We start from the raw sequence: 19,669 nt of genomic DNA on the forward strand, positions 1-19,669 counted from the left end.
CTAAGCATAAATTCCATCGTTTTATTGAACTTTTAAATAATTAAATCAACCCTGTAATTGTTCTAGCATCCTTATGATTGATGATTCTTTGTAAACTTTTATCCTTATTATTCACTTTGTCGACGAACTGATGTTTTTGATATTCTTGAACAGCCTTTACTGTACCTGTTTTATCGTTTCTACATGCACAGATAGCAATTATACATCCTTTCGTTTCAAGTTTCTTAAGTAGATCCTTTACACTAGAACCTCTTTTTCTTGCATAATCACCCATTGTAACAATACCCAATAAAATACCATCTTTAACCAAAACATCGATAAAATCTCTCATAATAGGATTTCCAAGTTCTTCAAAATGATTAGGGACTTGTAAATAACCATCATCTAGTAAAAGATTATAAACAATATTCAATGTAGTTGATTTTCCACAATTTTCAATTCCTCTTAATGCTATCACTTTCATTTTTAATATTGTTATCGTTTGTTTAGACTTTTTTAGTTATTTTCCCGCAATCTTTGCAGATCTCTTTTAAGCACTCATTTTTAAAGTCAAATACTTCATATCTGTTTTCATGACTACAATCTTTTAATACTAATTTATGATCAAGAGAGATATATGATTTTGAAAGCACGTTGTTTTTCATCGGTTTATTGAACTTTTAACTTTGATAATATTTCTATTTTTTCAAAATAACTATTGTATAATTCTTTCTTACTAAAATTGGAAGGATTTGTAGCATCACTATAAAAGAATAACTTAACAATTTTCCCATCAACCGATTGTATTGAACCTGGAGTATCTGCCAATTTTTGAAGCACATTTTCAGTTAAACCTTTATATTTGGAATAAATAAAATCCTTTGGATCAACATCTGTAAAGATATCCTTATTGCTTAATGGCTTATATTCTCTATTAAAACAAGTCCATTCGTTATTTTCGTTTTTCATCATTCCGTATGGAAGATTAATCTTAAAAAAATTATTTAATGACATAATTTAGGTTTTATAATGTAATCGTTTATTTGAACTTTTTAGTTATTCATTCGATTCTTTACCTACCGAAATATCTTGGCGTCGTTAATTCTTTTTAGATTGTAGTATCTAGCATTCAATTAGTTTATTCAAGTTCTTGAAAATAGGCTTGCTGTCTTTCCAAGAAAAGACAAGTGTTTTAATGTTTAGTTTTTTTAATGTTTTTAATAAATTTGAGTTTGGCTTCTCTGGAATAACATAAATTAATTGAGGCATCGGTTTGAGCCTTATATTATTCACATATAACTGCCCCACTGCTGTAAAAATGGATTGGGATTTTAATGAGGTTTTTATTTCAAAAACAGATTCAATTTTTGCTTTTTTATTATAAATATAAAGATCTCTTTGTTTATCATTAGCTACCAGAAACTTGTTTGCAGAAATAATTTCCTTTAGTGTATTTACAATTAATCCATGATTTGCTGTAGTAGCTATTTTACCTTTTCTATTTTTGTATTCTTTGGTGCCGACAAACTCTTCATTAAAACTATGTTTAATTTTGTCTAATGGATCACTACTCGATTTTAAAGTAGTGATCCTTACCAATATATCTTTTATTCGACTTGCTTCAAACACAAAATTCTTAATTTGATATGGCAGATTAGGATCTTTAAGGTTTCCTATTACAGTTATTTTTTTGGAGAGTCCTTCTACATCTACATCTTCAAAAACACCATTGTAATGCTCAATGAAGCCATATTTACCAATCCCTTTTCTACCACCACCAATTTTTCCACTATGTACTAATAAAAAATCATTATCATCTTGAATCCAGTTTGCTGCGACACGTCTGGATATTCTATTGATGCTGGTTCTTCCTCATATTTGGGAAAAATACACTAAATCAACAAGTATTTTATGTTGTTGAAAATCAGGATAATACGAGATGTTTTTCCTTGTTTTACAGGGTGATATTTATTATCTTTAAGTAGTTATCAGACAATTACTTATGACCATAAAACAACTGATTGGCATGCCTATGCTAATTGTAAAAAACATTGATTACTCTTGTTCCATTGTCAAAATACACGCATCAATAAAAGCCAAACGATCAAATATATACTCCAGAACTTAATCCAGCAGAAAAAGTGTGGCAATAGATGAAAGATAGAACAGCAATGAAATTTTCCCCTTCAATTGAAGAATTACAAAAGAAAGTTACAGTAATGGTAAGGCAACTAAATCCAGAGCTTATAAAATCAATTACTGGATATCAATTATACACTAATCTCTTTTTTGAGAATTTTTAAAATCAAAACGGTATTAGTAGTTTGTTTAACAAATGAAGTATTACATCCTAAGACGGTTTTTGGTCATTATCGTAATTGGTGTAAGAAAGATGTATGGAAAGAGAGTTGGATTAGTGTATTGTTAAAACATAAATCCAAGCTTGATCTTTATGGTATCATGAAATACTGGAATAGGAAATTCAGGGTTGATTTTCCAGAATCCAAAAAAACAACCTGTTTTTATTCCTGTAGAAGTTTCTAATCTTATTAAGGAAGAAGTTGTTTGTAAAACAGCACCCATTGAAGTTCTCTGCAATGTATTTGGATATCTCCTCAAAACACTTTATACCTATACTTTGTAGACCAAACTATATAGCAGGTCAATCGGCTAAAGGTATGAGCTCCTTTTCTTATTTTTGAATCCATCTAATCTAAGATATAGATTTTTTCGCACTACTAAAAGTGCTACGATGAAATTGCAGGGATTTCACTCAAATCTGAGACCAGTGTAAATAATGCCTCGGGGCTTGCCCCGAGGCATTATTTTCTACATTTTAACTAAAGTGTTAGTCACAGAACCAATAATATTTCCAGTAATAGTTCCAACTTCGCTAGTATCACTTTTCCAAGTCCCACTAAACACTGAATTTAAAGTAATTGCATCACCACTTAGAGTTCCTGTAATACTTTCTTTTCCTGATACAATAATACCTTCTTCCTGTTCTGTTAGATCAGAAGGTTCAATAGTAAGTTTATTAGTACCAATAACATTGAATATTTTATCATTAATAACTAATTTATCTGTACCATTTTTTTTAATCTTAGTGATATATGTAGTATCAAGTATAGTGGATGTTAAAATCTCTCCTCCATCATAGCTATAAGTTATAGCACCAATAATGTTAGATTTCCATTCCCCTACGTATTTATCTCTAAAATCTATTGAAGAGTTGTCATCATCATCACTACAAGCAGTAAAAGCAAATACAGACAATGACACAAAAAGTAATAATAATTTTTTCATTTTAAATAATTTTTTCATTTTAAATAATTGTGCCTACTTTTGATTTAAAGTCTCTTTGGCTTATTCCGACATGTTATAGATTTTAGTAATGAAAGAGAAGCGAAACATTTATTAATCTCTAATAGTTGGTGACTTTATACGCTTCCATTACTCAATATTGTCTATAACGTTTTGCGAATGATTAGTTGTGTAATTTTTTAACAAAAATAAATAAAAAAGTTTTGTATTTAATTAATCACATAAATTATTTTTATTTGTTTGGCAATCAAGAGAGACTTAAAAAATACGTAGAAAATTATGTAGGAAGAAAACACTACAAAACTGCTTGTAGATATTTGAGAAGAATGAAAAAATTAGGAAGTAAAGATCAAGCAAATTCACTAAGTAAAGATTTTAAAGAAAAACACCCTCAAAGAAGAGCACTTACGGATGAACTTAGAAGGGTTTAGAAAATATTAATTAAGCAATATCCTAAAGGTAGTATTCATTAACATATTCTTCAATTTCAATTAAATCTCTTGTCAAAAAGTTTGAACTCTGAGGGTTTGGGCTCACGAATAGACAATATTGTCTCGCTTTTTTGTTATTTATTAACTCACCTTACACATAGTGATATGTTAAAATCAAAATCTATTGTCAACAACTATGTTGTAGATTGAATATCAGTTATTTGACAATTTATTAATTCCTTAATTATTCAACCAATGTACTATTCATTAAAGGAATTTGGTAACTAAAACAGCTTAAGATATTAAAATATTAAGAAAAAAAATGACTTATCAACAGGTTTTTTGTTAAAACAAGTAAAAATGCTTCTTTGATTGCGTAAGGTGAGTTATTAATAAGGACAGAAACAAGGCAAACTCTTACACTGGTAGCCTGGAAGGTTTATGTTGTATTACAAAAGATTAGAATCTGGCACTTTTGAGCTACTAGAATATAATGACGAAGTAGAAAGTTTGCGCCTAAGTTATGCCCAATTGATCTTACTGATCGACGGTATTGCCATTACCAATATCACTCGCAGAAAACGATACAAAAAAGTGTAATTTTGAGCTGTTTTTTTTGCGGGGTAGTTTTTATTTTAGCAGCGATGACCTATCAAGAGTTACTTGTTCATTGTAGGAGTTGCTCAATACTTAAATCCAATGATAAGAGGATGGGTACGTTACTATGGCAAATTTAAAATGTATGAACTCACCAAAGTTTTCAGGCTATTAAGTCAACGATTGGTTTGGTCGGCAAGGAAAAGGTACAAGCGTTATAAAACCAGTATATAAAAAAGGTTATAAATGGTTAGCAACTGTTAGGAAACAATATCCTAGCTTATTTTACCATTGGCAATTTTTACATGTTTATGTAATTGCTTAGATTTGCACAACAAGACCCGTATGAATCGAGAGATTCACGTACGGTTTTGGGAGAGGCTTGGGACGAAATCCCCCCTTGTCTACTCGATTATTTAACGGTAGTAAATATTAAAAAAATGAAGAATATTTTAATCCTATTATTTTTTTGCATCCTTTCTTCATTCCTAGGATGTAATGAGAAGGAAGAGAATTTTGGTCCTTTAAGTGTAAGTCAAGATTTAGAAGAATGGTTAGCTAAAACAGTTGAAGAAAGAGAAGTGTTAGAAAACTTGGATTTCTCAAAAGAACCATTATCAAAAAGCGAAGCAGAAATTGCTTCAGAGCTTCTCTTTCAAGATAAGCAGGCAAGAATGTTTAATGATTATGAGACACAATGGAACAATCGTTTGATTGAATATAATAGTTACAAAATGCTTTTCTTTTATCAAACCTTTGGAGCGGAACCTTCAGACGGACGTAGTTTATTCATTTCATTACATGGTGGAGGTGGAACCACAGCTGCAGCTAACGATCAACAATATGACAACCAAAAACATCTATACGATGTTACAATGAGTTCACTTGAAGGAGTTTATCTTGCCCCAAGAGCCCCTACTAATACATGGAATTTATGGCACGAAGATCATATAGATGAATTTCTAAATATTATTATTCAATTAGCTGTTCTAAAAGAAAATGTGAATCCTAATAAAGTATATCTTTTAGGGTATTCTGCTGGTGGAGATGGTTCATATCAATTAGCTCCTAGAATGGCTGACAGATGGGCAGCAGCTTCCATGATGGCAGGACACCCTAATGATGCTTCTCCGCTAGGACTTAGAAATACGCCTTTTGCAATACACGTAGGAGGTAATGATAGTGCTTTTAACAGGAATGGCATAGCAGAGGAATGGGGTATCGTCCTTGATAATTTACAAAATGAATACCCTGATGGTTACATACATGATGTTCAAATTCATGAAGGATTTGGTCATTGGATGGAGCTTGAAGATGCCGTTGCTCTTCCTTGGATGACAAATTATGAACGGAACCCAATTCCCAAAAAGGTTAACTGGAAACAAGATGATAGGCATCACAGTACTTTTTATTGGGTAGGAACACCTAAAGACCAGATTGAAACTGACGGGGAAATTCTAGTTGAATACAATACTGAACTAAATGAGATTAATATAGTTTCTAATTATAGCAATTCGCTTCAACTTTACATTAATGATGAAATGTTGAATTTGAATGATACTGTAACTATTAAATATCAAGGACAAGTGTTGGCTCAGAAAATTTTTAACAGATCAATATTGAATATCTATGAATCCTTATCTATTAAGGGAGATTCTAACTTGTCATTTCCCTGTGTAATATCAGTTACCAATAATGAAACTGTCCAATAATCACTAATAAATAGAAAAGGCTGTAGTTTAGAATATGTATTATTTTTGTATATTAATGATATGAAGATATCAGAGTTCAAATCAGGATTATTGGATCTATCAAAATATGAAAGGCAACGTCTTATAGCGGAGGTTGAGTTAAAGGACAAAGAAGGTTTCGAATCTTATAGTTGTCAGCAATCACATAGGAATTTACTTGACAATAAGTAGGGGGGGTCCTCATTGCGGTCACAATAAATATGTAAAATTCGGCTTTAAGAGCAATTCTCAACGCTACAAGTATAAATCTTGCTGTAGAAGTTTTACTGAATATTCTGGTACCTGAATGGCTGGTATTCACTCTTAGGAAAAATTAGACGATTATTTAGAGTTAATGATGGAAGAAAAAAGTTTAGACAAAATCAAGTACCTCTATCGATAAACAAGAAGACGGCATTTGACTGGCTTCATCAGATATTGGCATCTTTGTTATGTTGACAATGTAATCCAGAACTTTAAAACCAAGTAAGCTTTCTCATAAAAAAACAGCCAACTATTGCTAGATGACTGTTTGTTAATTATTATTTGCTTACTCATACACCCTACGAAGTTAAAAACTATCGCAAAGCAGTGCTCTTCGTAGAGTGGGGTTTATTTAATCGGACTGGTAAGACTCTAAAGTATACAAATCAAAGTCACTATTCTCAAATTTCTTAAATATAAAATTGGCTTTTAACCTATCAATTCTAACATAGTTGAAGTTATTGAATTTTTGAGAAAAAATAAAATATGGATTCCCAAAAACAATTGGATTATTGATGATATTATTGTTTTTAATAAAAAATAAGTATCTTCACTGGCATTAATATAGTCATATTCTGGCAAAAGAACACCTCCAGACATAATGTAAATAAGGGGTCTATTTACATATGGAGCTTGTACTATTAAAAATTCATCCCAATCTTCACATTTAAAAATGTTATTAAATTCATATTCCGAATTTAGTTGTATAATCCATTGATGTTGGTTCTTCCTCATATTTGGGGAAACATCAACCAGTTTGGGATAATATCACCTTTTTACGCAATAGATCAAAGCTAGCCCTGCCATACATTTGTCTTTTTATACTCTTTATACGGTTTACATGACCTTCTACAGCTCCATTACTCCAAGGCATGTTGATTCCGTTTTTAACAGCTTTAATATCCCTTAATAAACCATTGGCAAAAGTAGTTAATCCTGACATCTTGTATTTTGAAGGTTTTATAAATTCAATCCATCGGTTTATATTTCCGTGCCCTCTTTTTAGCATCGTTTTGAAAATCTGTACCAATTTTCGAATGACCTGTAATTCTGACATATTACCTAATAGAGTTTGTAGATATTTTCGTTCATCAGGGTCTTTAATACTAGTTAAACAAGAACCAATGTATTTGGCAAGTTTCCTTGAACTTAAGGGTTTTATATATGGGATTCTTGATTTTTGAATTTGTGCGAAATTTGGAGTGTATATTTCAAATTTCTCCTTTATGATATTTATATTATGGTAGGCTTGGGTTCTACTTCCGTTGTATCCTAATTTATAGATCTCGTCTATTATATCTTTCATCATATATCCTTTGTCATTTAATCCAGCAACAATGTGCTGGGCAAATAGTTCAATATTGGTCGATTTATAACTTATTCTGGGAGGTAATGCTTCTAATGAAAAATATGACTTAACTGTATTACGACTTATGCCCAAATCCCTTGCAATCTTACGTTTAGATATACCCTTAGCCTGTAGTTCCTTAATTTTATTGAAAATATCCTGCCTTTGATCTACTTTTATTCCATCTATTTTCTGGACTTTTGATAATGATTGTAAACTTTTTTCCTCCTCATTGTCCATATTCTGGACATCCGACATATTTAAAAGCTCATTGCTTTTATCTTTAATAAGCTTTCTAATTTTTGGATTCACACTTTTGAAATACTTGTCCAAAGCATCAGATAGGTTCATTAATAAATGAAACCGATCCGCGACCTGTTCTGCATTTGGACAAACTTCATTGATAGCAGAAGAATACGAACTAGCCCTGTCTCTGGTAACAATTTTCACATCAGGATATTTTGACAACCACTTTTTTAACTCTTTGCCTTCTCTCGAAGGTAAAATATCAATAGGCCTTGAAGTCTCCATATCAATGAGAATGGTTCCATAACTTCTTCCCTTTCGGTATGCCCAATCGTCAACTCCAAGTACCTTTGGTTGTATTATTGGAGGTAGTTGTTGCCTGTGGACTATTCGTGTAATGGTTGAGCTGCTAACCGGAATTAGTAGTTGTTTAGACAGTATACTACCCAATTTTCCTGTTAATTCAATTGATAAGGAATCCAGTATCTTGGATGCCCTTTTTGTTCTTCTTGAATATCTTAAAAAATATGGTGTTTGTTCTGAGAATACTTTTCGGTTACATTGAGAATTTAGGCATTTAAACTTGCGTGTCTTTAGGATGATAGTGGTTTTGTTTTGAAATACCGGAAGATCTGATAGTGTTCGAATATAATGATCATGAACTTTATTGCTATATTTCCTACAAATCGGACACTTTGATCGTTTGGCTTTTATTAATGCGTGTATTTTAACAATGGAACAAGAGTAATCAATGTTTTTTACAATTAGCATAGGCATGCCAATCAGTTGTTTTATGGTCATAAGTAATTGTCTGATAACTACTTAAAGATAATAAATATCACCCTGTAAAACAAGGAAAAACATCTTTTATTATCCTGATTTTCAACAACATAAAACACTTGTTGATTTAGTGTATTTTCCCCAAATATGAGGAAGAACCAACTTGATCCAGAATAATAGAACCCATTGCTTTAAAAAAAGCAAATTTGAACTTCAATTGATTATCTTTTTATCAAAAGGGGTCAGTATCCGACAGAACGACAGCATAGATATGGCTATACTTTTCTGTCATTTTGAGGGGTCAGCTTAATCCAGTGTATCCAGACACGTCTATTAATGTCTTCTTTAGGGTAATTTATTTCACAAATAATGTAGGCAAGCTTTTTTGGTTTTGGTTTGCCAATTCCAAAAGCATTCCAATAGCGTATTCCAGATTTTCCTTCAACAAAACCATTCATATCCCACCAAATGTCTAGCTCATCAGAATAATAGACATCTGTCTCAAAGCTATTTCCTTTGTGACTTGTTAGTGCTCGTATTTTTTCAGTAGAAAAGGCGTTCAGTTTTTTTACTAATTTTTGATGAAGCTTAGCTACTTCTTCTTTATTGGTTATTAATCTCATAAATCATTAAACTGTAAACTGATCGTTTATTTAGATTTTAGTTGTTGTTATAAAATCCTATTCTTTCAAGATAATCTTTACATAACTTTTCATAATAAGATCTTGCCTTTTCTCCTTCCGGCATAAATTTTATCATGTTTATAGTATCTAAATTTTCCTTAGCATTAGCAAGTGGTTGATCATTAGAAACATCAGCTTGATCGATATTATTTTTAAACAATTCAAATTGTCTTTTAGCAATTTGTTTTTAACTTTTGGTTTCCATAGTTTTATTAAACTTTAATCATTCATCACTTTTAATGTAAAATCCACATCCAACAAACTTTTAATCATAATCATATTTTTAAAAAATCCAGTTTTAATTTTCATTGTTTGATCTAAATATTTTGTAAAATCATTCTTATCGAATATACTAACTGGAAAACCAAAAACGTGACCTAAAAATTCAATTTCATCGAAATAATCATCTAAAAAAAGATATTTCATTCGGTCAAAAAATAGAATAGGAGTTTCTGCCTCCCTTTTAAATAACATCATTATTCCAATTAATCTTTCAAAGTAAAACACGGGTAAATCTCCTTTGCCAAATCGAGCAAAATCTCTAATAACATCATATTTACTATCATATCCAAGGCCTTTTTGCCGGTTTAACTCCTCCAAATACATCTTATATAGTCCTCTCTTAAAATTTTGACATAATCGTTGTTGAAATTGTGAATCAAATCTAAATGACTCTTTTACAACTAACCTTTTCTTACCCTTTCGTTCTTTTATTTCAAAAAATCTAGATTTAAATGCCCCTATCTTTCTTTTCCCATCTTCTGGACATTAAAGCATCTTCCTCGAAATTACAAAGGTTTCTTTTAAAGCTTCTTCTATAGAGTACTTCTCATCTCCCTTTTCACCAAAAAATTTATTACATTCATCACACACATTATTATTGTATTTCTGTCCACCTAGTGACTTAGGTATTGTATGTGCTTTCTTTTTAAAAGTTACTTCTATTTCTGTTTTAAAGCACCATAGACATTTCATCGTTTTATTGAACTTTTAATTATTCTAACACTTCTTACGTTATCCTTTTCTTCTCTTACAGTTCGCAATGCCCATTCATCATTAGGAGTACCATGCACCAAGTTCATCTTATAATCTTTAGTTTCTACTGTTTCATAATTATAAGTTATTTCACATCTAACGGTACGTTCCTTTAATTTGCTCATCGGTTTATTTTTTGAATTGTTTTATTGAACTTTAGTGTAAATTAAATACCCTACAAATAAAAGTAGAATCAGAATTGCAAGTATTACTGATAACCTTTTATTGTTTTTAATTATCTCTGCAATTAAATCAAGTAGCGTTTCAATCATCGTTTTATTGAACTTTTGGTTTTAAAAAAATTAGAGCGAATCCTAATATAAACATAATAGGTCCCGAGATTAATAACAGGTATAATCCAGGCCAGTGAAGTATTTTAAAAAGTACTCCTAAGCAAAATAATAGTGCTCCCAGAATGATCAACAATATTCCTACAATTCTTAATTTCCTCATCATTTATTTGAATTTTTAATTTAGGAAAAAGTATTAATACCTCTATTCAAATATTTCTAATTGTTTCATTTGAGCAATCACATTAGCATTAGAGCATAACTCTATTAATTTTGCATTTAACTTTTTGGTGTATTCAAATGATGCTAATCCTTTTTTGATGAGTTCCAAGTCTGTAACAATCTCTCCCATCTTCAAAATTATATCCTGGTTTTTAAGGGTTTTCTCTTCCGGAGTTCCTATACGTTGGAGGTGATCCACCTCCAACTCGTTTGTATAATTCTATATGATATTCAGTAATAGTCATAGTTTATTTAGACTTTAATTTGTTTTTAGTTCTTCCATTTTCAGGTTGGGTAGTCACCCATTATTACACATTACTCATATCTTTTAATTCTTCTTAAATCCAAGGTTTTCCAATCCCCTTTATTGTAATCTAATTCTACATAGAATAAATCTTTCCAACTATAAGTACAACCGCGCTCAACATCTTTATAAGGAACACATCTCTGACTATGATACTTTCCAACCATTTCAATCACGTAGGTCTTGAATTCACTTATTTCTACTTTAACTTTAGTTATTGGTGGAAAATCAATACCAGGATTAGTTGAAGATATATATCTAATATCCTTTTTGTCTTCAGAATAAACTTTTCTAATAACTCTTTGAGCTTCTATTATTGCATTTTTTCTGTTTTCGGGACTATTAATTCTATAATCCCTAATTTTAATAAAAACTAGGGTAATTATTATTCCTAAAACAACTCCTATTGTTAAATATTTATATTTTGACTGGATCATCGTTTTATTGAACTTTTTTGTTTTTTATCCCTTTCCATACTTTCTAAAAGCAGCAATTGTTTGGTATATTCCGTAGGCGACGAAGATTCTGGAAATCCATATAATAAGACTTAAGTTCCAAGTCTTTTCTACTTTAGAATATTTTTCTAATTCTAACTTTGGAAAAGAACTAATAAAAATAATGTAATCACCAAAGAAACTAGAGTAAATTCCTACTTCTCCAAGGGCATACATATATCCATAAAAACATATTAAAGCTATTGAAAGTGTAAACAAAATTCCTTGAACCCAATTGCGTCCATGATTATTAGAAATCCAGTTTAAAAACAATAAAAGCTTGTCAAAACCAAATCTCTTATTTCGAAGTAAATATCTATATTCAAGGGACTGGTATTTGTTAGCAGTATCAATATCTCCTTTATTTTTAGCAGATTTTTTTAATTGATTATATACATTTTTAAGATTAGCACTGGATAAAGATTTATTTTTAGTGCCATAACCCATCTTTGGGCTTGAACTATATGACCTAATTTTAAATGGATAATTTGAGAAATTAATCTTTTCTAAATTACTATCACTTATTACAATTTCATCAAATATTCTAAAATCAGTATTTAAAAATTCCAATTTACCTACTGACGAATTTTGTACAGTAAAGTACCCTCCTGCTATAATATTAGAAAAGGAAACACTTCCATTATTTTGAAAATCAGAAAAATAAATACTATAGACCTTTATATCTTTAAAATAGATGTTCCCCAGATTAACACCACTTATACTAATATCTGCATAAGTGTCCTGAATAATTATAACCCCTTGATTAGTGCCATCTAAACCTAACAGAATACAATCACCTTTATAATCATCCTCTGTAATTTTTGAATTAAAACGAAAAAGTTTCTTAAAGTTATTATTTGACAAACTAATTGATTCTATTTTTAGTATGTCAACGGAAACATTAGGCTCAAAACTACAAGAATGGAAATTAATATCTTTTATCTCAAGATCTGTCGGTGTATTCTTTAAAATATCATACCCATTAACCCATATCAAACCATTAAATGAACTTCTATAAAAGTTTATATATTCAAAATCTCCGTCTTTTATATCTATACGCCCTTTAAATAGTGAAGATTCCATATTTAGATACTCAACCTTTAATCTTTCCTTAATGAGGATAGAATTGTCAAAAGTACCTATGAAATTGATTGATTTATACACACCACCATCAATTATTAATGGAGAAAAAAGGGACAATACCTTAATACTTAATTCTTCAATTTTATTATTTCTAAAATGGATTTCACGTTTATATTGAGAATATTCACAATTAACATCTTTAAGAACACACTTTTTTATTTCCAGTTTATCACTAATTATTCTGTTATAATCTCCATTGACGTATAGTTCTTTTCCAACAAAACTACTCAAAGAAAGGAAGCTACTTTTGTTTGAAATTAATTTAAATAAGTTTTCTTTAAACCGACAAGAATTAAAAGTAATTACGTAAAATTCACAGTTTTTTATTTCAGAATACGCCTCAAAATCACATTCGTAAAAATATAGCTTTTCTTTGCTTGTAATATTATCTAAAACTAATGGCATTTAAATATACAATTCCTAAAACTGATTTCACTTTCAATAACCTTATCTCTTTCAATAAAATAACTGTGAAATGTTTCATTTTCAAAAACTGTATTTGTTTCTAAAAAATTACTTGATTTTACTTCTACCATAGTTATCGTTTATTTAGACTATTGGATTAGCAAATGAACTTATTTTATTATTTAGATCTTATCAGTATATTAAACTTTAGTTGATTTAAGTTTTATTTCTGGCCTTAATTCAAACTTATAATATTTGTTTGAAGGAATTCCTGTCATTGGCCCAAAATGAGGTTTATTGTAATTAATCTCAAAATGATTATAAAACTCGATATTTTCTTTTTCTATCTTCTTTAATTCACTTAAAATAAGTTCAATTATCTCAGTTGAATAATTCTCTATTTGATTGCTAGTCAATGGGACGTCTTCAGGATAACATTCTGCACGTAAAACAGTTTTATCGTTACCAAATTCTATATTTTTAATCATTTTGGGGTCTGATAAGTATTTTAACTTGCATTTTATTTTTCCAGAAATATTAAATTCTTTTTCTATCATAATGATCATTTATTTAGACTTTTTATATTCGAATATTTCTCTTTGGATATTTGTCAAAGCAAGAATCATATCTTCTAAATCTTCTTCATTTAACTGTATATCAATAGAGTTTCTTGTATTATGATTTTCATAGTCTTCTTGCCTAAAAATTGAGATAGTAAGGGTATTCGCCTCACTATTCAATTCTACATTATCTGCATCAAAATTGATTTTATCTCTGTTATTAAATTTATATAGCATAATCAAAATGTCAATGCCTTTTTAGTATTCCAAACCGATATTGGATGGTTTTTTGTAGTTCTCAGTCATATTGTATAATCTATTGATTTTGAACTACTCAATCCGAGTTATCGTGACTCACATAATCCAAGTGATGTTGACCTGTCTAATCCAGACTAATCTGATCCATTTCATTTAAGGTGTAAAGTTGAGTTATTGAAAGCTGTGTATAAAGAAAAACACGTTACTCCAAAATCACTTAACAGGTTTTGATATTTAAAACAAAATACGCGGTTTTACCGTAACTCAAACACCCTGTTGTACTTAAAATTGATATTTTACTGGATACGATGATCCAGTTGGTTTCTACATCACAGGTTTGTATGTGTGTAAGATCACCAAGATTTAGAATTACCTCCTAGGGTACGCTGCATTGGTTCCTTGAATGTCTAACGGAGATATAGTCCTCTGAGCTCCGGTATAGGTTCTGCCATTACGTAGCGTAATTGTTGGTTTACCATTTTTAGAAAAACCATAGGCATGATACATCATTATACTTTTGATGTCAAATTTACTGGTTAATCTTCTTGAATTATTAGATTTTCTGAAGTTACCTGCCTTACCACTCTGGATGTTTTCCCATTTTATAATAACATGGTTGTCTCTGTCTGGTCTTGTTTGTTCGTGAACAAAACCAAGCGTATGACCTAATTCATGGGCAACAAGGCTGGCACTGGCATTTCGGCCTAATCTAAGACTTCCTCTATTACCGTTTACTCCAAGTGATGCAGAACCGCAACCCGAACATACAGCTGTAGATTGTCTGATCGTTACATAATAAGACTCATTGGTTCTTTGTTTAAATCTTATATTAGTTTTTCTACTCCATCTGTTCATGGCCGTTCGTATATTAGTACGTAATCTACTATTTAAATTACTACTTAGGACATAAATAACAGTGTTGTTTGGCCATTTTCTAGCAGGTCCATATATTGCTAGCTTTTGATCAATATCTTGAGGAGTGTCTGATACATGTTCTTCAGAAAGAATAATATCATCATTGTAAAGGTATTCTCCGTTACCCATTTCTTCAACAGTAACTAAATCTCCATCAAAATACTTTTCAATTAATTTTTCGTTGGATGCTGTTGCGTTTTCAGTTACACTTTCTTCTACGTCCTCTTTTTGACAAGAGGCAAAAAGTAATACTGTACCCAGTGCCAGAGTTTTAAATGCTCTGAATTTTTTTTTTGTGTTCATAATTGTGTGAAATTAAGTTTGTGTTAAAAAATTAATAATACTCAAATATAAAATCAACAATTACAAAGATTAAACTCTCTTATGCTAATCGACGGTTTCATTGCGTAAAGTGTTGTTATTTAACTATAAAGGGGTAAAATGTGTAGCATAAATAATTTATTATTAATGTTATGATAATGTTAAGCTGGTTGTATGACAGATAAAACTGATATACATAAAATTACCTTATCCATTATTTATGTTGTTTTGGGAATTCAAAAATCTATTTGATACAGGTGCAATGGTATAGTAGGATTCAGCTTATAATCAGTGATAAGTAATACCTATTCTACATTTTTTGAAGCATTGATCATATTAATACTCAGTACTGTTCTAAATCCTAGATGCTCTAGTGAAGAGTCTGTGCTAGTAGCCATTCGGGCACTATTACGATAACTAGCACAATAAGAATCACTACATAAAAAAGAACCGCCTTTTATTACCTTTTCTCGCAAAGCAGGATTATTAGGATTATAAGGTTTTACAGCGCCCTTAGGATTATGAATCAAACCTTGTTGCTTTAATTGGTTGTAATAAGTTGTATTGTACCAATCTTGTGTCCATTCCCAAACGTTTCCGGCCATGTCATATAGGTTATACGAATTGGGTGGATAAGAGCGAACCGGAGCTTTATTTTCAAAACCGTCTGTTTTGGTGTTTTCTAGAGGAAACTCTCCTTCCCACGTATTGGCATGATTACTTAAGTTTTGTATATCATTTCCCCAGAAAAAAATAGTGTTTTTTTCTTTCCCTCTGGATGCATATTCCCATTCTGCCTCAGTAGGTAGTCTTCTACCTGCCCAGGTGCAATATGCAATAGCATCTTCATAAGCAATATGTACAACTGGATACTTGTCTTTTCCTTCAATAGAACTTTCAGGGCCTAAAGGATGTTTCCAGTTAGCTCCGATTTTCCATAACCACCATTGAGAATAGTCAAAAAGATTAGGAACACTCTCTTTAGTTTTTTTAAAAATTAACGATCCGGGTTGTAATATAGAGTCATGGGGTTTGGGAGCATTGGGGGGTAATTGTTTTTTCATTTCTTCCCAAACAATTTCTCGCTCTGCTACTGTTATATATTTAGTGGCGTCAATAAATTTTTTAAACTGTGCATTTGTAACTTCTGTTATGTCCATAAAAAAACCATCTACAGAAACAGGGTGAGCAGGAGTCTCATGTTTCATGATTATACGATCATTTTTTACAGCTCCTTGATTGAAGCTTCCTCCGGGAATCCAAACCATTCCTTCTGGTATTGTTATTCCTTCTGGTACATCCTTAATGATTTGTGTCTGTTGTGTAGTTGAAGTTTTTTCAACTTTTTTGAGCTCTTGTTCTTTTTTACAACTTGTAATTATTGCTAAAAAGATAAGTAATAGTGTCTCTTTTCTATATCTTTTGCAGTATTTGTCTTTATTCATTTAGTAATTGTGTTTTGTATCTAAGTTGTTTCAAGCTGGTTATCCAAATGTAATCTTTTTTGGATCATTAAAAGATAAAGTTTTTGGGGTATTCTACAAAACGATAAAAGTTGCTTTTAATCGAAGATCGGTCTTTTAATTAGGCTGTTTTTTTATTTTTTGAATTGCATAATTATATTTTAGTGTCTAATTCTTAGGGAGTTACTTAAAATATTTCTAATGAAAAAGGAGCTAGATATTTCAGAGATCCAATTAATCATACGCAATTTAATCGCATTTATAGTGGTAGAAGGCAAAGAGTATGTGAGCGATAAAAAAAAGAAAGCATATGTAGCGGGATATGTACAGCTTTTGATAAAAACTATTCATCTAATCGATGATCAGGAAGAACTCTCTATAATAGAAGATATTGCAGAAGATATCTCGACTTGTCTCGAATGAAAAAACACCACTACTGATTTTACTATGATTGAGGAGGGCTTTTTTACTACGTTAAGAAAGCTCTCTTTTTTTTAAAGTAAAAATAACTTTTATATCTTATGCGTTTTAATATCCAAATCTATAGCGCTGTGAACGAACAAGATTATATTGAACGGTTAAAAAATGAAAATAAGTTACTTCAGGATAAGCTGGATAAAATTAATAAAGGGAAACAGAAAAAAAGAAAATTTAGGTGGTGGCTTTTAAAAAAATCCAGTACTCCAATTCTTGGCAATCGACTTAAGAGAAGTATTAGTGCCGCTATTAATGAGTATAAAGAATATAAAACAGTTTCTGTAGATACGGTTTCTGATGTGTCATCTAGTGTAATCTGGCGAGTTACGAGAATTGGATTGTTTGCATTTTTGTTTGCGATAGTACCTTCATTAGTATTGATTTTTCAGACAAAGCTATTGCTAAATCAAAATAAATTAATTACCAGCCAGAATAACCTTGTAGAGGCAGACCGTAGATCATCATTAGTATTTGTAATGGGTGATGTTCTTACCGATTTAAATGAGGAATTGAAATATAAAGGTTCTGGTAGTCGTAATATAAGCAGAACATTAGAAGCTAGAATAGTTGGTCTGTGTATGGCAATGAAACCATATCGCTATATTGATCAGGGAGTGTTAATTGAAAAGCCAATTAGTCCAGAGCGGGGGCAACTACTGTTTACACTTTTAAAAAGTGATTTAGGTCTAGAGTCTTCACAAGATATTTTAAATTCTGCAGAGTTTAGATATACAAACCTTAAAAAGGTGAACCTGGGAAGAGGGGTTAATCTTAAATACGCAAGATTGGATTATTCTGATTTTACAGAAGCTCAAATGCCTGCTGCTAATATGGAAAGCTGCGACCTTAAAGAAGTACGAATGAGTAAAATTAATTTATCAGACGGTAACTTAAAAAGAGCACGGTTACATAATGCTAATCTGCAACGAGCAGAATTGTTAAGTGTTGATTTTACAAATGCTAATTTGTATGGTGCAGATCTTAGCGGAGCTGATCTCTCTGAAGCTATATTGTGGGGAACCAAATTAGAAAATGTAAATTTAACAGATGCCATTTTGGATAATGTTATTGTAGATAGACAAGATTGGATAACATATATTTCAGACACTTTAGATCTGGAAGGCGCCGGAGAGATCGAAAAAAAATATAGGATTAAAAAACAAGGAAAGAAACAGTTTGTTCTGGTTCCCAAAAAATAATACTATTTATCGCGTATAAAAATTAGGCTGTGTATTTTTTTAACGAGCCAATTTCCTGCCGGAAAATATAAGGCAAAGAATAAAGCCATCCCTAAACTGAAGTTTTGAGGGCTAAATACCTTATCCAGGATATTATCTGGATATACATAAGATGACTGAAGCCAATATCCTAAAAATTCTAATATTCCCATTGCAACTAATCCATATGCATATTGCTCAAAAAAAGTGTATTCCTTTAAGATAATTGAAATGGGTACCATATATAAGATATAACATGTAATTACTTGCCACCAATATGTAAACCTGGCAATTTCTACTTCGATTCCAAAACGATTCATCCCCAATCCCCATAAGAAGTAGATAATAATATAGGTTAGGATTAAAGTTTTTGGAGCTTCTTTTAGAGTATCTATATGTTTAGACAGTATTCTTTTCATTATGAAGATATATTTGAGCAATCATACGGAAAAACGGCTTTTTGGTAATACTATGTTTTTCTATTGTACTCTTGCGAATAATAGTTTCTAATTCTTTATTAGTAAAAGCTCTTTGTATAGCAATCAATCCATCTTTCTTTGCCATATCCGAAACAGGAAGCATAAAACGTATTGTTTTAAACATATGGTATGCCATTTTACTTCTATACAATTCACTAAAAATAATATGTTTTACAGTATTAGATTGCAATTTCTTTAAAAAATAAATTAGGTGTTCATTATTGAAATGATATATAAAATGGCTACTGATCAAGAGGTCACAATTAGGTAACGCAAAATCCTTATCTAGAATATTAGCGGCATTAAAACTAATATGAGTAGGATCGGGGTTATTTTGCTGCGCATAAGAAATACTTTTAGGATTGCCATCAATTCCTGTAAATGTGGCTTTCATATTATGTTTCTTTAGTGTTTCTGAGATATGTGCAATACAATCTCCACCACCACAACCAATATCAACAATATGAATTTTTTCTATAGTTGGATGTGTTATACAATAGTGCAAAATGGCCTTACTTAATTGTCTATGATTACCAAAATAAGTATTGATAAATTTTAAACTGGCTAATGTTGTATCTAGTATCCCTCCTGATAAGGATAAATTGTCAAGTTGCTCAGGTTTATGTAATCGAACTCTAAGGTTCACAATATTGTATTAATTAATGATACTAGTATTTTTAGTCCTTAGAATAATAATAACTTTA

The 19,669-nt window shown here is 30.8% G+C and carries 30 protein-coding genes; 8 read left to right on the forward strand and 22 right to left on the reverse strand.

From position 1 onward, the window contains the following. Positions 1-40 precede the first annotated feature (40 nt). The 3 genes from Z054_RS0113330 to Z054_RS0113340 all read right to left on the reverse strand — a co-directional run bounded on the left by Z054_RS0113330 (position 41) and on the right by Z054_RS0113340 (position 1,608). Complete coding sequence (locus Z054_RS0113330; RefSeq protein WP_024770559.1) at positions 41-463, reverse strand: hypothetical protein; 423 nt, start codon at positions 461-463, stop codon at positions 41-43. Positions 464-648: 185 nt separating this feature from the next. Continuing rightward, the gene (locus Z054_RS0113335) at positions 649-993 is read right to left on the reverse strand and encodes a hypothetical protein (protein WP_152538548.1); all 345 of its coding nucleotides are present in this window, start codon (positions 991-993) and stop codon (positions 649-651) included. Between the two features lie 108 nt (positions 994-1,101). Beyond that, positions 1,102-1,608 carry a hypothetical protein gene (locus tag Z054_RS0113340; RefSeq protein ID WP_024770561.1) on the reverse strand — a complete coding sequence of 169 codons (507 nt, stop codon included), beginning with the start codon at positions 1,606-1,608 and terminating at the stop codon, positions 1,102-1,104. A 524-nt stretch (positions 1,609-2,132) separates the two neighbouring features. Here Z054_RS0113340 and Z054_RS31755 point away from each other — a divergent pair. Next, entirely contained in the window at positions 2,133-2,282 is a 150-nt protein-coding gene (locus Z054_RS31755; RefSeq protein ID WP_161635291.1) for a hypothetical protein, read from the forward strand. A 121-nt stretch (positions 2,283-2,403) separates the two neighbouring features. On the opposite strand, the gene Z054_RS31760 is transcribed toward Z054_RS31755, so the two are convergent. Both Z054_RS31760 and Z054_RS0113355 read right to left on the reverse strand, forming a co-directional pair. Next, positions 2,404-2,577, reverse strand: a complete 174-nt coding sequence (locus Z054_RS31760; RefSeq protein ID WP_161635292.1) for a hypothetical protein — start codon at positions 2,575-2,577, stop codon at positions 2,404-2,406. 231 nt (positions 2,578-2,808) lie between these two features. Next, the gene (locus tag Z054_RS0113355) at positions 2,809-3,285 is read right to left on the reverse strand and encodes a hypothetical protein (protein ID WP_152538549.1); all 477 of its coding nucleotides are present in this window, start codon (positions 3,283-3,285) and stop codon (positions 2,809-2,811) included. Between the two features lie 254 nt (positions 3,286-3,539). Here Z054_RS0113355 and Z054_RS0113360 point away from each other — a divergent pair, with 254 nt between their 5' ends. From Z054_RS0113360 to Z054_RS32845, 5 genes are all read left to right on the forward strand, one after another. Beyond that, positions 3,540-3,734 (forward strand): hypothetical protein, encoded by a 195-nt coding sequence (locus Z054_RS0113360; protein ID WP_024770563.1) that lies wholly within the window; start codon positions 3,540-3,542, stop codon positions 3,732-3,734. A gap of 441 nt (positions 3,735-4,175) precedes the next feature. Beyond that, on the forward strand, positions 4,176-4,334 hold the full coding sequence (tnpB, locus tag Z054_RS31030; protein WP_084050352.1) for an IS66 family insertion sequence element accessory protein TnpB: 159 nt from the start codon (positions 4,176-4,178) through the stop codon (positions 4,332-4,334). A 138-nt stretch (positions 4,335-4,472) separates the two neighbouring features. Continuing rightward, positions 4,473-4,565 carry a hypothetical protein gene (locus tag Z054_RS32455; RefSeq protein ID WP_241461415.1) on the forward strand — a complete coding sequence of 31 codons (93 nt, stop codon included), beginning with the start codon at positions 4,473-4,475 and terminating at the stop codon, positions 4,563-4,565. Positions 4,566-4,771: 206 nt separating this feature from the next. After that, positions 4,772-6,043 carry a hypothetical protein gene (locus Z054_RS0113365; RefSeq protein WP_035091954.1) on the forward strand — a complete coding sequence of 424 codons (1,272 nt, stop codon included), beginning with the start codon at positions 4,772-4,774 and terminating at the stop codon, positions 6,041-6,043. Positions 6,044-6,239: 196 nt separating this feature from the next. Beyond that, complete coding sequence (locus Z054_RS32845; protein ID WP_455423270.1) at positions 6,240-6,368, forward strand: IS1/IS1595 family N-terminal zinc-binding domain-containing protein; 129 nt, start codon at positions 6,240-6,242, stop codon at positions 6,366-6,368. 386 nt (positions 6,369-6,754) lie between these two features. Here the strand turns inward: Z054_RS32845 and Z054_RS0113375 are convergent, their stop codons facing one another. The 15 genes from Z054_RS0113375 to Z054_RS0113445 all read right to left on the reverse strand — a co-directional run bounded on the left by Z054_RS0113375 (position 6,755) and on the right by Z054_RS0113445 (position 16,774). Then, complete coding sequence (locus Z054_RS0113375) at positions 6,755-7,060, reverse strand: hypothetical protein (protein ID WP_024770565.1); 306 nt, start codon at positions 7,058-7,060, stop codon at positions 6,755-6,757. A gap of 13 nt (positions 7,061-7,073) precedes the next feature. Next, on the reverse strand, positions 7,074-8,720 hold the full coding sequence (locus tag Z054_RS0113380; protein WP_024770566.1) for an ISL3 family transposase: 1,647 nt from the start codon (positions 8,718-8,720) through the stop codon (positions 7,074-7,076). A 254-nt stretch (positions 8,721-8,974) separates the two neighbouring features. Continuing rightward, complete coding sequence (locus Z054_RS30220; RefSeq protein ID WP_024770567.1) at positions 8,975-9,322, reverse strand: hypothetical protein; 348 nt, start codon at positions 9,320-9,322, stop codon at positions 8,975-8,977. Positions 9,323-9,359: 37 nt separating this feature from the next. Continuing rightward, entirely contained in the window at positions 9,360-9,542 is a 183-nt protein-coding gene (locus Z054_RS0113390; protein WP_024770568.1) for a hypothetical protein, read from the reverse strand. Positions 9,543-9,601: 59 nt separating this feature from the next. Beyond that, positions 9,602-9,982: a hypothetical protein gene (locus Z054_RS0113395; protein ID WP_152538550.1), complete on the reverse strand. Its 381-nt coding sequence runs from the start codon at positions 9,980-9,982 to the stop codon at positions 9,602-9,604. Between the two features lie 168 nt (positions 9,983-10,150). Further along, positions 10,151-10,357 carry an HNH endonuclease gene (locus Z054_RS0113400; protein ID WP_024770570.1) on the reverse strand — a complete coding sequence of 69 codons (207 nt, stop codon included), beginning with the start codon at positions 10,355-10,357 and terminating at the stop codon, positions 10,151-10,153. Next, positions 10,354-10,542, reverse strand: coding sequence for a hypothetical protein (locus Z054_RS0113405; RefSeq protein WP_024770571.1), 189 nt, complete (start codon positions 10,540-10,542; stop codon positions 10,354-10,356). Before Z054_RS0113405 ends, Z054_RS0113400 begins: the two co-directional genes overlap by 4 nt. Positions 10,543-10,693: 151 nt before the next feature. Continuing rightward, complete coding sequence (locus tag Z054_RS31340; protein ID WP_152538551.1) at positions 10,694-10,873, reverse strand: hypothetical protein; 180 nt, start codon at positions 10,871-10,873, stop codon at positions 10,694-10,696. Between the two features lie 39 nt (positions 10,874-10,912). Further along, positions 10,913-11,128: a hypothetical protein gene (locus Z054_RS0113410; protein WP_152538552.1), complete on the reverse strand. Its 216-nt coding sequence runs from the start codon at positions 11,126-11,128 to the stop codon at positions 10,913-10,915. A gap of 116 nt (positions 11,129-11,244) precedes the next feature. After that, complete coding sequence (locus Z054_RS0113415) at positions 11,245-11,670, reverse strand: hypothetical protein (protein WP_024770573.1); 426 nt, start codon at positions 11,668-11,670, stop codon at positions 11,245-11,247. Positions 11,671-11,694: 24 nt separating this feature from the next. After that, complete coding sequence (locus tag Z054_RS0113420) at positions 11,695-13,275, reverse strand: hypothetical protein (protein ID WP_024770574.1); 1,581 nt, start codon at positions 13,273-13,275, stop codon at positions 11,695-11,697. A gap of 200 nt (positions 13,276-13,475) precedes the next feature. Next, entirely contained in the window at positions 13,476-13,832 is a 357-nt protein-coding gene (locus Z054_RS0113430; RefSeq protein WP_152538553.1) for a hypothetical protein, read from the reverse strand. A gap of 9 nt (positions 13,833-13,841) precedes the next feature. Then, positions 13,842-14,072, reverse strand: coding sequence for a hypothetical protein (locus Z054_RS0113435; RefSeq protein ID WP_024770576.1), 231 nt, complete (start codon positions 14,070-14,072; stop codon positions 13,842-13,844). A 390-nt stretch (positions 14,073-14,462) separates the two neighbouring features. Then, positions 14,463-15,311 (reverse strand): M12 family metallopeptidase, encoded by an 849-nt coding sequence (locus tag Z054_RS0113440; protein ID WP_024770577.1) that lies wholly within the window; start codon positions 15,309-15,311, stop codon positions 14,463-14,465. Positions 15,312-15,634: 323 nt separating this feature from the next. Then, positions 15,635-16,774, reverse strand: coding sequence for a formylglycine-generating enzyme family protein (locus Z054_RS0113445; protein WP_024770578.1), 1,140 nt, complete (start codon positions 16,772-16,774; stop codon positions 15,635-15,637). A gap of 219 nt (positions 16,775-16,993) precedes the next feature. Here Z054_RS0113445 and Z054_RS0113450 point away from each other — a divergent pair, with 219 nt between their 5' ends. Both Z054_RS0113450 and Z054_RS30225 read left to right on the forward strand, forming a co-directional pair. After that, a complete protein-coding gene (locus Z054_RS0113450) occupies positions 16,994-17,215 on the forward strand; it encodes a hypothetical protein (protein ID WP_024770579.1) in 222 nt (73 codons plus the stop codon). Between the two features lie 128 nt (positions 17,216-17,343). Continuing rightward, positions 17,344-18,468: a pentapeptide repeat-containing protein gene (locus tag Z054_RS30225; protein ID WP_161635293.1), complete on the forward strand. Its 1,125-nt coding sequence runs from the start codon at positions 17,344-17,346 to the stop codon at positions 18,466-18,468. 2 nt (positions 18,469-18,470) lie between these two features. Here Z054_RS30225 and Z054_RS0113460 read toward each other — a convergent pair whose 3' ends face one another. After that, on the reverse strand, positions 18,471-18,905 hold the full coding sequence (locus tag Z054_RS0113460; RefSeq protein ID WP_024770581.1) for a hypothetical protein: 435 nt from the start codon (positions 18,903-18,905) through the stop codon (positions 18,471-18,473). Further along, positions 18,886-19,611, reverse strand: a complete 726-nt coding sequence (locus tag Z054_RS0113465; protein WP_024770582.1) for a methyltransferase domain-containing protein — start codon at positions 19,609-19,611, stop codon at positions 18,886-18,888. Before Z054_RS0113465 ends, Z054_RS0113460 begins: the two co-directional genes overlap by 20 nt. Positions 19,612-19,669: the final 58 nt, after the last annotated feature.

This window comes from Aquimarina macrocephali JAMB N27 (assembly GCF_000520995.1).
GTDB classification, from domain to species: Bacteria; Bacteroidota; Bacteroidia; order Flavobacteriales; family Flavobacteriaceae; genus Aquimarina; species Aquimarina macrocephali.